This is a genomic window from Dokdonella sp. GW821-FHT11D02, assembly GCF_058808595.1.
In genome coordinates, this window is the sequence record NZ_CM179520.1 from 2,784,062 (window position 1) to 2,798,220 (window position 14,159).

The window sequence follows — 14,159 nt, forward strand, 5'->3', positions numbered from 1 at the left end:
CGGCGAATCAGTGCGTGGACCCGGCCCCGTTTGCGGGCGCGATCAGGGCCTGAAAGCGCGGATTCGCTCGCAGCGGGTCCCACATCGGATGCAAACGCAGCTCCGCGAGGGTCGGGCCCGCAGGAACCTCGAGCAAGTGCGGAAGCGCCGCGACGGCGGCATCCTGATCCCCGAAGTCGGCTTGCACTCGTGCCAGCAGAGCCTGCGCTCTCGGCAGCGCCACCGAATCGTCCGCATTCAGCGCGACGTTCCGCTTCGCCATGGCGAGCGCGTTCTCCTTGTCGCCAAGTCCTGCGTAAACGACCGCAAAGAATTGGGCGAGCTGCACGTCGTCCGCCTCGCTTTTTCGCACGCGAAGCCCCGCCTTGAGCGCCAGCTGGAAATTAGCCTGCGATTGCTGGCTCTCGCCTTTCCATCGCTGCGCGGAGGCGGCGACGATTCGACAATAGGCTTCGATGGCGACGAGGTCGTCGCTGGGTTTCGACAGCACGCCGCTGATCGTGTCGATCACCTCATCGAAGTGTCGTTCGTAGAGCAGCTGATCGATGTGAATGCTGAAATTGTAGAAATCTTCCTTGCGTACCGGCACGCGCTTGAGAAGTCGTGCGGCCTCCGCCAAATTTCCCTCATCCTGATAGGTCTGAGCTTTGAGTCCTAACAGACTCATCGAATCGGGCTCGATCTCGAGCGCTCGATCGAGTGCACGGCGCGCGTTGGTGAAATCACGCAACGAACCGTAGGTAGCAGAGAGCTCGGAGAACAGCGCCAAATCGCGGGGGTCCAGCAAGGTCGCCGCATTCAGATGCTCCAAGGATTCACGCCAGTTTCCTTGCCGGCGCTCGATGTAGGCGATCGAGGCCAACACCTCCGCGTTATTGGGCAACCGTTGTCGCGCCTGCTCAAAAGCCACCAGGCCGCCGGCGAAATCGCGCAAACAGCGGAAGCGATAAAACCCCAGCGCGAGATGCGCTTCACCGAGCTCGGGATCGAGCGCCAGAGCTTTGTCGACGGCCTCTTTCGCGGCAGCCTTCATCGCCGCCGCGTCGTCCGCCGAGCGGTCAAAAAAGCTGAACACCATGTAGCTGCGCACGATCGCCAGATGCGCCCAGGCGAGCGCGAACTGGGGATCCAATCGCACGACGCCTTCATACAGGCTTGCGACGTGGTGCCTGTCATAGGCGAGCCCTGCCGCACGCGTTTCGGCAGCGAGAGCCCGCAGATAAAGATCGTAGGCCTCGGCGTTCGCAGTCGGCCGCGCCGCGACGACAGCGGCCTGGCCGCCGCTGAGTTGGATGTGCAGCGTGGAGGCGACGGCTTGCGCAATATCGCTTTCGACCCCGAGCACGTCGTCGAGCTTGCGGTCGTAGCTCTCGGCCCAAACTTGCTCGTCGCTCGTGGCGCTGATCAGCTGCACGGAAACGCGTACGGCTTTGTCGACGCGCCGCACGCTGCCCTCCAACACCATCGCAACGCCGAGCTCGCGACCGATGTCACGCACGTTGCCGCCCTTGGCGGAATACCGCTGCGTAGAAGTGCGCGAGATGACCCGCAGCTCACCGATCTTTGCGAGACGCGTCAGGATCTCGTCCTGGATGCCGTCGGCAAAGTAGGCGTTGTCCGGCTCGGAACTCATGTTCTCGAAAGGCAGAACAGCGATCGAACGGCGCGCCTCTTTCTGTGCCGATTCGCCGCGCGGCATGAAGTAATTCACCAGCAAGAATATGACGGCCAGCGAAAGTACCCCGATGATCGCGCCATCGATGCGGCGCGAGCGCGGCCGCTGCACGTCGAGGTCTTGGTCGGCGGAAACCTCGCGCTTGAATCCCTGCGGAGTCCACTCGTAGAACCACGAGAAAATCAGCGCGACCGGAAAGCCGGCGATCACGGCGACAACGATGGCGCGCACGACCCGGTTGGGGATGTCGAAAAAAGGAAACACCTGCGTCGCGATCTGCACGAGCAGCCAGCCGCTGGCCAGATAGAGCGCGGCGGCCTGGATGACATTGCGGCGGCTTAGTTCACCGAAGAACGATCGCTTCATTGGGCCCGCTTGGAGTCTTCGGTCGATGGAACGATGATGCGGTCGATGTCCGCGCCGCGCTACTCCGACAGCGGACCGTCACAGCCAGATGGTTAGCGCCAGAGCAACGGAAGTCATTCCTCCCGCCGCTTCTCCGAGCTCGTTGCATCCCGCAGCGCCAAACGTTGCGGCGACAAGGCGCCACTGAAGTACGCCAGTTCAATCATTTCCTCGAAGAACTCGATTTTCGTACGGGTGCTCAGCTTCGACCAGGCTTGCAACTGGGCTCGTCCGGCATCGGCAAGCGAGAACGACAGTTCGTTCGATCCGATTGTCATGACTCACCTCGCTCGGCGTCGCGGATCTGCCGAAGCTTGGCGTAGTCCACCTGCGCGTCGTTCAGAGCGGCGAATATCTGGCGGACATTGAATGACATCGCAAGTCGCCGCGGTTACATATTCCGCCGGTACTCCCCACCCACGTCATACAACGCATGACTGATCTGCCCCAGCGAGTGCGTCTTCACCGCCTCCATCAAGGCCGCGAACACGTTCTGCCGGTTGCGCGCGGTGTCTTGCAAATAGCGCAGGCCATGCCCGTCGTGCGTGCCGGTGTCGGCTTCGTCGACGTCGGTGCCGTGTTCGCGTGAGGTCTCGCCGACCGGCGCGAGGCGGTTGCGGTTGTTCTGATACGCACGCACGTTCTCGATCTGCTGGCCCTTCTCTTCCTCGGTCGAACGGATCAGTTCGATCTCGGTGGCCACTTCGCCGCCGTGCTCCTTCGGCAGGAAGGTGTTGACGCCGATCAAGGGCAGGCTGCCGTCGTGCTTCTTGTGCTCGTAGTAGAGGCTTTCTTCCTGGATCTTGCCGCGCTGGTACATGGTGTCCATCGCGCCGAGCACGCCGCCGCGCTCGCTGATCGCCTCGAACTCCTTGTACACGGCCTCTTCGACGATGTCGGTCAGCTTGTCGACGATGAAGCTGCCCTGCCAGGGGTTCTCGTTGAAGTTGAGGCCGAGTTCCTTGTTGATGATCATCTGGATCGCGACGGCGCGGCGCACGCTTTCTTCGGTCGGCGTGGTGATCGCTTCGTCGTAGGCGTTCGTGTGCAAGGAATTGCAGTTGTCGAACAGCGCGTATAGCGCCTGCAGCGTCGTGCGGATGTCGTTGAACTGGATCTCCTGCGCGTGCAGCGAGCGGCCGGAGGTTTGGATGTGGTACTTCATCATCTGGCTGCGCTCGTTGGCGCCGTAACGCTCGCGCATCGCGCGCGCCCAGATGCGCCGCGCGACGCGGCCGATCACGGTGTATTCGGGGTCCATGCCGTTGGAGAAGAAGAACGACAGGTTCGGCGCGAAGTCGTCGATCTTCATGCCGCGTGCGAGGTAGTACTCGACGATGGTCAGGCCGTTCGAGAGCGTAAAGGCGAGCTGGCTGATCGGGTTCGCGCCGGCTTCGGCGATGTGGTAGCCGGAGATCGAGACCGAATAGAAGTTGCGCACCTTGCGGTCGACGAAGTACTGCTGGATGTCGCCCATCATGCGCAGCGCGAATTCGGTCGAGAAGATGCAGGTGTTCTGCGCCTGGTCTTCTTTCAGGATGTCCGCTTGCACGGTGCCGCGCACGGTCGAGAGCGTGTGCGCCTTGATCTTCTCGTAGGTGTCGGCGTCGACCACTTGGTTGCCGGTGATGCCGAGCAGGCCGAGGCCGAGACCGTTGTTGGTCGCCGGCAGGTCGCCGTGGTAGCGCGGACGCTCGCGCCCTTCGAACAATTGCGCGATCTGCTTTTCGGCGGCGGCCCAGCGCGCGGGGTCTTCTTTCAGATACTTCTCGACCTGCTGATCGATCGCGGTGTTCATGAACATCGCGAGGATCATCGGCGCGGGGCCGTTGATCGTCATCGAGACGGAGGTGGTCGGCGCGCACAGGTCGAAGCCGGAATATAGCTTCTTCATGTCGTCCAGCGTCGGGATGTTGACGCCGGAATTGCCGATCTTGCCGTAGATGTCCGGGCGCGGCGCCGGGTCTTCGCCGTACAAGGTCACGCTGTCGAACGCGGTCGACAGGCGCGCGGCGGGCAGGCCTTGGCTCAAATAATGAAAGCGGCGATTGGTGCGTTCGGGCGTGCCTTCGCCGGCGAACATGCGGATCGGGTCTTCGCCGGTGCGGCGGTACGGGTAGACGCCGCCGGTGTAGGGGTAGTAACCGGGCAGGTTTTCCTTCTGCAGAAAGACCAAAAGCTCGCCCCAGCTCTTGTAGGTGGGCGCGGCGATCTTCGGGATCTTCTGGTGCGAGAGCGATTCGCGGTAGTTCTCGACGCGAATCGCCTTGCCGCGCACTTCGTATTCGCCGACTTCATCGGTGATCGACTTCAGCCGCGCCGGCCACTCGCGCAAGAGACGCACGGCTTCGGAGTCGAGCGATTGGATGGCATCGTTGTAGAGAGCCGGGATTCGGGATTCGGGATTGGAGCTTCGGGAAGCGGAGCCTCGGTGCAGGTCGAGCGGCTCCGGCAATTCCGCATCGCCGAGCTCTTTCATGGCCTTCCAAAGCGCCTGCGCGCGATCGGCAATCTCCGCCTGCGACTCGATGCGCGCATTGATGCTGCGCCCCTGCTCGGCGATCTCGGCCAGATAGCGCACGCGGCTGCCCGGAATCAGCACGGTCGCACGCGGCTCCTTCAGCGTGGTGTCGAAGGCCGGCGTCCAGTCGAGCTTGGCCGGAGCGCCTTCGACCTTGGCGCCGACATGCAGCTTCTCGCGCAACAACCGGCACAGATTGGTGAACATCCAGGTCACGCCCGGATCGTTGAACTGGCTGGCGATGGACGGATAGACCGGCAAGTCCTCGTCCTTCGTCTGGAACGCGACGCGGTTGCGCTTCCACTGCTTGCGCACGTCGCGCAGCGCGTCTTCGGCGCCGCGCTTGTCGAACTTGTTCAGCACGATCAGCTCGGCGAAGTCGATCATGTCGATCTTCTCGAGCTGGCTGGCGGCGCCGTAGTCGCTGGTCATCACGTACATCGGGAAGTCGACCAGATCGACGATCTCCGAATCGCTCTGGCCGATGCCGGCGGTCTCGACGATGACGAGGTCGTAGCCCTGCCCTTTCAGGAACGCGATGCAGTCCTTCAGCACGACGCTGGTGGCGGCGTGCTGGCGGCGCGTCGCCATCGAGCGCATGAACACGCGATGGTTGCGCAGGCTGTTCATGCGGATGCGATCGCCGAGCAGAGCGCCGCCGCTGCGGCGGCGGGTCGGGTCGACCGCGAGCACGGCGATGCGCATGTGCGGGAACGCGTGCAGGAAGCGCAGCAGCAACTCGTCGACCACGCTCGATTTGCCGGCGCCGCCGGTACCGGTAATACCGATCACCGGCGTCTTGCCGCCGGCGAGCTGCCATTCCTTGCGCAGGCGTTCGAGTTGGTGCTCGTCGTGCAGGCCTTCCTCGATCGCGGTCAGCGCGTGGCCGACGGCGATCTCGTCGTCGATCGCGACCTGAGCCGGCGGTACCTCGGCACGTGGCTCGCCGGCCGCGTGCGCGTCGGAGGCGGCGCGGGCGCGCTTGACCACGTCCTCGATCATCTCGACCAGGCCCATCTTCATGCCGTCGTTGGGGTGGTAGATGCGCTCGACGCCGTAGGCTTCGAGTTCGCGGATCTCCTCCGGCGTGATGGTGCCGCCGCCGCCGCCGAACACGCGGATGTGGGCGGCGCCGCGCTCCTTCAGCATGTCGACCATGTATTTGAAATACTCGACATGACCGCCCTGATAACTCGACAGCGCGATCGCGTCGGCGTCTTCCTGTAGCGCGGCGCGCACCACGTCTTCGACCGAACGGTTGTGGCCCAGATGCACCACCTCCGCGCCCTGCGCCTGGATCAGCCGGCGCATGATGTTGATCGCGGCGTCGTGGCCGTCGAACAGGCTGGCCGCGGTGACGAAACGCAGCGGCTTGAGTTCGGCGGCGCTTTCGGTGGCGACGTGCTTGGCGGGAGTGCTCATGGCGCGGATCCGGCTTGCTGAAAACAGACCCCTATTCTACGCGGCGCGCGGTGCCTGCCGCGCTCCTCGGCGCCACGTCAGGCGGAATCGTCAGGATCCGGTCATGGCGGCGCTCACGCGATGCACGCACGGAGCGCCGTTGAACGGCGCCGCGTCAGGCCACGCCGAACGGCAGCTCGAAGGTCGAGATCACGCGCTCGCCGACGACGGCGCCGCCGAGGAAGCGCAAGACCGCTTCGATCACGTGGGCGTCGCCGAGGATGCGCTGGTGGCCGAGTCCGCTGGTGCTGAGCAGGCGCGCGTCGGGCCAGTAGCGCGCGTAGCGCTCGCCTTCGGACCACGGCACTTCGCGGTCGTCGAGGTCGTGCACGATCAGCGCGGGCGGCGTCAGCGCCGGCGCGCGATGCTGGATCTGGAACGATTCGAGTTCGCGCCCGATCTCCGAGGCGGCCAGCGCGCACATGCGCTGCGCGATCGACGGCGGCATGCCGAGCGCCTGGGTGAAGCGATGGGTCGCCGCGATCACGTCGGCTGGCGGCGCGATCAGCACGGCACGCGCGATCGGCGTGCCTTCCGACATCGCCAGTGCCGCCGCGGCCGCGCCGAAGGAGTGCCCGACCATCGCCGCCGCCGGCCCGTAGCGCGCCACCACGGCCGCCGTGTGCGCCGCGAAATCGACCAGATAACCGCGCCCCGGCGCGCTGCGCCCGTGCCCCGGCTGGTCGAACGCGACCACCGCGTAGCCGGCCGCGCCCAGCGCGCGCGCCCACGGCAACAAGCGCAACGCATGATCGGACCAGCCGTGCGCGAGCAGCACGTACGGCGTCGTTTGCGGATCGCCCCAGACGTAACAGGTCAGCGCGACGCCGTGGCTGTCGAGCACCGACGCGACCGCGCCGCCGGTATCGGCTTGACGTGCGCGCTGGCGACTCGACGCCAACGGCGTGCCGAACAGACGCAAGGCGCGGCGCGCCGTGTTCTGCGGCGCGATGCGCGCGCCGAGCGCGTAGCGCGCTCGCAAGGCTGCGAATGCTAGATTTTTTGGAACGATCGTGCTTTTTTTGGTCGCGGGCGTGGCCATGGGGGAACCTCGTTCGAATTCAGATGCGGCAGGAGTCGAGCAGGCGCCGGATCGCGCGGTCGCCGCGCGGGCTCGGGTCGCCGAGCAGGCGATGGTCGTGATGGGTGGCGAGCGCGATCGCGAACAGCTCGAACGCGACCTGCTCGGCGTCGGTGTCGGCACGCAGTTCGCCAGTGTCGACCGCCATGCGCACGGCGCGCACCAGTTCGGCGCGCAAGCGTTCTTCGTAGAACACCACGCGCTCGCGTACCGGGCCCGGCCGATCGTCGAACTCGATCGCGGCGCCGACCATCGGGCAGCCGCCTTCGCTCAGGCGCAGCCAGTCGAGCCAGTACGTAGCGATCGACTGCAGCCGCGCGAGGCCGCGCGGCGCACGCAGCGCCGGCACGAATACATCGCGCGTGAAGCGCTCGGCGGCGGCGTCGAGCACGGCCAGCTGCAATTCCTCGCGCGAGCCGAAATGCGCGAACACGCCGCTCTTGGACATCGCCGCGGTTTCCGCCACGTTGCCGATCGAGAGGCCGTCCAAGCCGTCGATGCGCACCCGCTCGAGCGCGCGCTCGATGATGTGGTTGCGGGTGGCGGCGCCCTTCGCGGTGGCGGCTCTAGCATCGACTTGCATGGCGAATAAATAGCACGACCGTGCTACACATTCAACCCAGCCGGATCAGCCCTTCGGCGGCGCCACGCGGATGCTGTCGTCGTAGCGGATGTCCTGGGTCGAGCGCGACTTGATGCCGCCGGTCTCGCCGTCGCTTTCCGAATGCACGATGCGGCCTTTCGCGTCGATCAGCACCTTGTTGTGCGCCTTCACTTCGGTGTCCATCGCCTTGATCAGCGTGTCGTAGCTGTAGGCGTGCACGGGCTGGCCGTTCCACACCGTGGCGCCCTCGTCTTTCAGATTGCTGGAGGCGGCGCGCAGATCGGCCGCCGACTTCGGCACGAACTGCTTCGCCATCGCGGCCATGTCGGCCGACGACTTGGTCCAGCCGGCCTTGTCGACCTTGATCCAGGTCGCTTCGGGCGTGCTGATGACTTCGACGCGATCGGTCTTCACGTGGAAGCGCGACAGGCTTTCGTATTCGGCCAGCGCCTTGACCTGGTTGCCCTTGTCGTCGACCGATTCGATGTCGACCGCGAAGTGCGATTCGAGCATCTTCGAATAGGCGGCGAACACGGCGTCGGCAACCTTGGCATCGCCCGACCCGTCGGCGGCAGCCAGCGCCGGCAGCGCGAAACAGGTGGCGAGGAGAAAGGAGGAGAAACGGCGGTGGAAGAACGACATGGAGGCTTCCTGCGTGAGGTAGGCGGTGAGCGATCTTGCGCCGCCGGCCGGCGCGCGACAACCGCGCCGCGCCGGGCCTGCGACGCAGTCGTGCGATCGGCCCGAGGCGCGCAGCGCCGTAAGCGATCCGCCACCGCGACGGCGTGCTGCGCAGAACATCGCGATAGGCTCTAAACTACGCGCCGTTTTTCCCCGCGGCCGACGACAGCGGCGAGGACTGGTCAGAAGAATCAGCGCGATACGGCGCATTCTTCGCGTCACCTCACCGCAGGCGCACCCTCGCCCGCCCCTCGCCCAGCGCCACATCCGGAGTTGCCATGATTTTCGAAACCATCGCCGAGACCGCTCACGAGCAGGTCGTGTTCTGCCACAACAAGGATGCTGGCCTCAAAGCCATCATCGCCGTGCACAACAGCGTGCTCGGTCCGGCGCTCGGCGGCCTGCGCATGTGGCCGTACAAGAGCGAAGCGGAGGCACTGAACGACGTGCTGCGCTTGTCGCGCGGCATGACCTACAAGAACGCGGTCGCCGGCCTCAACCTCGGCGGCGGCAAGGCGGTCATCATCGGCGATCCGGCCAAGGACAAGTCCGAAGCGCTGTTCCGTGCCTTCGGCCGCTTCGTCGGCTCGCTCAACGGCCGCTACATCACGGCCGAAGACGTCGGCATCGACGTCAACGACATGGAATGGGTGTTCCGCGAAACCGAGTTCGTCACCGGCGTGCACCAAGTGCACGGCGGCTCCGGCGATCCCTCGCCGTTCACCGCCTACGGCACCTTGCAGGGCCTGATGGCCGCGCTGAACCACAAGTTCGGCAACGAGGAAGTGGGCAAGTACAGCTACGCCGTGCAGGGCGCCGGCCACGTCGGCATGGAGTTCATCAAGCTCCTGCGCGAGCAAGGCGCCAAGGTCTACGTGACCGACATCAACAAGCAGCTGGTGCAGCAGGCGGTCGACGACTACGGCTGCACCGCGGTCGGCCTCGATGAGATCTACGACACCGACGCCGACGTCTACAGCCCGTGCGCGCTCGGCGGCACCGTCAACGAAGCGACCCTGCCGCGCCTGAAGTGCAAGATCATCTGCGGCGCCGCCAACAACCAGCTCGCCAACAACGCGATCGGCGTCGAGGTGGAGAAGCGCGGCATCCTGTACGCGCCCGACTACGCGGTGAACGCCGGCGGCGTGATGAACATCTCGCTCGAAATCGACGGCTACAACCGCGAGCGCGCGATGCGCATGATGCGCACGATCTACCTCAACGTCGGCCGCATCTTCGAGATCGCCCAGCGCGATTCGATCCCGACCTACCTCGCCGCCGACCGCATGGCGGAAGAGCGCATCAACGCGATCGGCCGCATCAAGCTGCCGACGATGGGCAACCATACGCCGCGCTTCCTCGGCCGCATGCGCGGGCAGTAATTCGCAAGCCGCTGAAAGCAAGCCGCCCGAGCTCATCGGGCGGCTTGTGCGTTTTCGCAAACCCGCTAACGGATCACCCGCTCCGCGCTGACGTCTCCCGGTGCGCCGGTCGGCCGTTCGGCGACGTGCACGGTCAGCACCATCGCATCGTTCGGGCCGTAGAAACGCGACCCGTCCGCGGCGGATACCAACTGCGCCAAGTCGACGATGCCGTCCATCACCGGCGTGAAGATGCCTTGGTCGCCGGGAATGCCGCAGGCGCCGGAGTAGTAGGTCGGCGCGGTCTGGCCTTGATGGTTCATGCCGACGAAGAACGCGCGGTAGGCCTCGCCGTATTCGTCGCTGACCTCGACCACCAGATCCTGCTCGGCGGCGTCGGCGATCACGCCGGTGACCGGCACGTTGCGGATGAGAGCCGAATCGGTGCTGTCGACCGGCAGCTCGGCTTGCCCGACCAGGGTCAGGTTGGCGTAGCTGAGTTCCGCTCCGTGCGCGATCGAGTACAGGCGCACCGGCACGTATTGGCTGCCCGAGGCCGCGTCGATGCCGACATCGACGCCGCTGATCGATACGCGGCCGTTGAGACCGTTGCCGCCGTGCAAGTCGAAGCGGCGCAGCCAGGCGTTGCGCGTGTAGAACCCCGAGGCGGCGTACTGGCAGACCACGCTCATGCTCGGTTCGACGTTGCGGTTGTCGAGGTTCTGCGTCAGCGCGCCGGGATCGAGCGGCGGTTCGAAGCCGTCGCCGAACATCGCATCGGCCAGGAACGGGCAGCTCGGCGCGCCCTCCAGCTCGACCGTGTCGATCGCGACCGCCAAGCCATAACCGGTCCAGGCGGTGGAGTTGTTCGGGTAGTGATTGTGGAACGCCACGCGGCCGCGGCCGGAGGCAGGCAGCGCGACCGTGTAGCGGCGCCAGTTGAGCGGATAGAACGCGCATGTGGTCGGGTCCTGCTCCAGACACAGATCGGTCGGCTCGAGATCCGGATTGATCGCGAGCAGGGTCTGCCCGAACGCGCCGACCTCGTCGGGCGTGGCGCCGACGTCGCTGCAGTCATCGCCGCTGCAAAGGCGCACGTACAGGCGCTCGGGCCAGCCGCCGATGTTGTTGACGACTGCGCGCGTCCAAAAGCTCAGCGTCGCGCCCGGCGCGAAGTCGAGCGGCGGCGTCAGCAGCCAGGAGCTGACGGTGTCGTCGTAAGCGCCCAGCGTGAAGCCGGCCGACATCACGCGCGACAGCGGCGTTCCGGTCTGCGCGCCGATCGCGACGTTCTCCCAACCGGCCGGCAGCGCGTCGGTGCCGAGGCCGTCCCAGAAAATCGAGGGCGAGCCGACCGGTGTGTCGCGGCCGCCGCTGCGATTGAAGCGCAGCCATTTACCGGCGTCGTACAGATGCGGAATGTCTTCGAAGCCTTCGCGGCACGGCGCCGCGCTCGCCGCCGCACGCCCGGCCGGTGCTTTGAACTGGACGATGTCCGGTGCCGCTGCGGCGGCGCTGCCGACTTTCAGGCCGAGCGCGAACAGACATGCCGCGAGCAGGTTGGAACATCGGTCGAATCGGTTTTTCACGTCGTACTCCCAAGGTCGCGCCAGGCGAATTCGCCTCAGCCCGGCACGCTGACGCAGACGTCCGCCCTGCGCGTTACCGGCCCTTGCCGGCGTCATTACTCTTTCATTACCACCGCGTCTGGCCGGCCGCGGGACGCCCGATCTGGCCGCGCCGGCGCTGCGAGCTAGCGCGCTGCGGTTGCCGGCATGGCCGCGAGCGCGGCCGGAATCGGTCGCTCGCCGGCCAGTTCGCGCGCACGCTGCAAAGCATTGCGCCAAGGCTCGGGCTGACCCAGCGCCCGATACAGCGCCGCCTGCGCCAGCGCACAGGTGTAGTCGTACTCGGCCCAGCGCGCGAGCTGGCCGATCACCGCCGCCGCCTTGGCCGTTTCGCCGTCGGCGAGCAAGACGTACCCGTAGGAGTTCGCCACTTCGCGCAGATCGGCCGCGACGCCGCTGCGCGTGACGCCACGCAGCGCGGCTTCGTAGTGGCCAACGGCCGCGCTGCGGTTGCGGCCGGCCCAAGCCTGCTCCGCCAGCGCCAACTCGGCGTAGGCGGCGACGGTCGAATCCTCTGCTGCGTGCGCCCAGTCGGCGAAGCGCGCCACGCTGGCGGCCGCTTCGCCGTCGCGACCGAGGCTGCGCAAGGAACGCGCCGCGAACAACCAGGCGATGGCGCGCGCACGCAGGCTGTCGGCCGAGGTCAGCGCATCGACCGCACGCTCGGCGCCGGCGTAGGCGGCGTCGGGTCGGCCCTGCGCGAACGCCAGGCGCGCGCGCTCGCCGGCCAGCTCGCCCTGCCAGCGCCGTTCGCCGGCCTGCTCGGCATCCGTTTCGGCGCGCTCGTACGCTTCGGTCGCCTCGCGCCAGCGCCCGTTCGCGACCAGCGCGCCGGCCAACGTCCCTTCGCCGAGGCTGCGCGTCAACGCGCCGGGCAGCCGCGGCAGCTGCTCGCGCAGGCGCTCGGCCGCGCGCATGGCGCGGTCGGGCCGCAGCGCCGACAGTTCCGCCGTGACTTCGGCGTTGAGCACCTGGGCCAGATCGACCGGGCGGGCGTAGCGTTCGAACGTCTCGCCGGCACGTTCGAGCAAGCCGAGCGCCGCGACGCCGCGCCCGAGCGCGACGTCCATGATGCCTTCGTTGGCGTCGACGCGCGCCAGCCCGAGCGTGTCACCGATCGTCTGCAAGGCCACGCGCGCGCTGGCGAAGTCGGCACGTGCGTCGTCGTAGCGTCCGCTGCGGGTCAGTGCGATGCCGCGCCAGGCATACGCGACGGCCAGCGCGGACGCACTGCCGCGGCCTTCGAGCAGGCGCAAGGCGTCGCCGAACACGCTGACGGCCGAGCTAGTGTCAGCCGGGTCGAACAGTGCGGCGTGGCCGCGCGCCAGCAGCACGTCGGCGCGCAATAGCGGATCGGTTTCTTCGCGCGTTTCCGCGGCCAGCGCGTCGAGATGGCGCAGCGCCTGATCCAACGCGCCTTCCTTCAGCTCGATGCGCGCGAGCAGGAGACGCGCGCGCGGAGCGGCCCGCGCGATTTCCGGCAACGCTTCCAGTTCGCGCCGCGCGACGACCGCGTCGTCGTCGAGCAGAGCCGCTTCCACGCGCAGGGTCGAGGCGTCGGGCGTGCCGATGAGCTTGGAAGCGGCAGTGTCCTGTTGCGGTGGCTGGCCGAGGACCGCCAACAGCCGATCGACCGCTGCTTGCGTAGCGGAAATCGCATCGGCCGCCTGCGCCTCGACCGTTTGCGCCGGCGCGCCGCGCACTCGCCATTCCAGGCGCGCGCTCCAGCCAGCCGCATCGTGGCGCAGACGCGGCACCAGCACCGGCCCGTCGGTGCCGATCAGGCTCGGGATCGACGCGGCCTCGTCCTTGCCGGCGGCAGCGGCGCCGCGCGCCGCCGCCATCACGGTGTCGTTCGGAACCACGTTGATGCCACCGGCGCGCAATCGCTGCGCGACCAGCTCCATCATGCCCAGGCGCAACCAGGTCGAGGACGCTTCCGCCTCGACGAAGGCCGGCAGGATGGTGGCGGCGCCCGTACTGCTCGCGACGGGCGCAGAAGCGCTCGGCGCGGGCGCGACGATCGCAGCGCGATGCAGCAGGCCGGCAGCCAGCGCGATCAGCAGCACGACGGCGCCGAAGCCGATCCAGCGCAGGCGCGATCGTGCCGGCGCGACCGATCGTTGGTGCGCAGGACGTGCGGCGATGTCGAGCGTCGCGCTGGCGCCCGCGTTCGCGGTGCGTTTGCTCGAAACTTCCGAAGCGGCAACGCCGAGGCGGCCGGAAATTCGATCACCGCCCTGCTCTATAAAAGCGGATCGATCGGACACGGATGCCGGCGCCGCTGCCACATCGAGATCCAGCGTCGGCGCGATCCAGCGATAGCCGAAGCGCGGCACGGTCAGGATCATGCCTTGCTCGTCGCCGTTGTCGCCGATCGCACGGCGCACCTGGAACATCGTCTTGCCCAAGTGCGTATCGCTGACGTCGACGCGGCCCCACACGGCCGCGATCAGCTCGTCGCGGCCGACCGCGCGCTCGCGATGGGCGATCAGCCAGACCAGGCAATCGAATACTTTCTGCGAGGTGGCGACGCGCACGCCGTCGCGCCGCAGCTCGCGCGCGGCCGGGTCGAGGACGAAGCTGCCGAAGCGGTAGGCGCGGGACGACATAGCCGCCAAGAGTAGCGCCTGGCGCCAGCGGCCGGATGGGCCGGACGTGGGGCTCGGCGTTGACAAGCCGTTCAGCCGAGCGCACAGTTTTGAAGCGGTGTTTTCAAATATTGGATGCGCCGTCCAAGGC

Annotated in this window: 9 protein-coding genes; 1 reads left to right on the forward strand and 8 read right to left on the reverse strand. The window is 66.9% G+C overall.

What is annotated here, in order from left to right; translation table 11 throughout:
• Positions 1-7: 7 nt before the first annotated feature.
• The 6 genes from AC3QL3_RS11765 to AC3QL3_RS11790 form a co-directional block, all read right to left on the reverse strand.
• Entirely contained in the window at positions 8-2,041 is a 2,034-nt protein-coding gene (locus AC3QL3_RS11765; protein WP_492893757.1) for a tetratricopeptide repeat protein, read from the reverse strand.
• A gap of 113 nt (positions 2,042-2,154) precedes the next feature.
• Positions 2,155-2,358: a hypothetical protein gene (locus AC3QL3_RS11770; protein WP_492893759.1), complete on the reverse strand. Its 204-nt coding sequence runs from the start codon at positions 2,356-2,358 to the stop codon at positions 2,155-2,157.
• Positions 2,359-2,471: 113 nt separating this feature from the next.
• Complete coding sequence (locus AC3QL3_RS11775) at positions 2,472-6,023, reverse strand: methylmalonyl-CoA mutase family protein (RefSeq protein WP_492893761.1); 3,552 nt, start codon at positions 6,021-6,023, stop codon at positions 2,472-2,474.
• Between the two features lie 154 nt (positions 6,024-6,177).
• Entirely contained in the window at positions 6,178-7,044 is an 867-nt protein-coding gene (locus AC3QL3_RS11780) for an alpha/beta hydrolase (RefSeq protein WP_492893763.1), read from the reverse strand.
• 79 nt (positions 7,045-7,123) lie between these two features.
• Positions 7,124-7,726, reverse strand: coding sequence for a TetR/AcrR family transcriptional regulator (locus AC3QL3_RS11785; protein ID WP_492893765.1), 603 nt, complete (start codon positions 7,724-7,726; stop codon positions 7,124-7,126).
• Positions 7,727-7,771: 45 nt separating this feature from the next.
• Complete coding sequence (locus tag AC3QL3_RS11790) at positions 7,772-8,638, reverse strand: hypothetical protein (RefSeq protein WP_492893767.1); 867 nt, start codon at positions 8,636-8,638, stop codon at positions 7,772-7,774.
• 68 nt (positions 8,639-8,706) lie between these two features.
• On the opposite strand from AC3QL3_RS11790, the gene AC3QL3_RS11795 reads away from it, so the two are divergent.
• Positions 8,707-9,810, forward strand: coding sequence for a Glu/Leu/Phe/Val dehydrogenase dimerization domain-containing protein (locus AC3QL3_RS11795; protein ID WP_492893769.1), 1,104 nt, complete (start codon positions 8,707-8,709; stop codon positions 9,808-9,810).
• Positions 9,811-9,875: 65 nt separating this feature from the next.
• On the opposite strand, the gene AC3QL3_RS11800 is transcribed toward AC3QL3_RS11795, so the two are convergent.
• Entirely contained in the window at positions 9,876-11,378 is a 1,503-nt protein-coding gene (locus AC3QL3_RS11800; protein ID WP_492893771.1) for a choice-of-anchor J domain-containing protein, read from the reverse strand.
• Between the two features lie 164 nt (positions 11,379-11,542).
• Positions 11,543-14,029 carry a winged helix-turn-helix domain-containing protein gene (locus AC3QL3_RS11805; RefSeq protein WP_492893773.1) on the reverse strand — a complete coding sequence of 829 codons (2,487 nt, stop codon included), beginning with the start codon at positions 14,027-14,029 and terminating at the stop codon, positions 11,543-11,545.
• Positions 14,030-14,159: the final 130 nt, after the last annotated feature.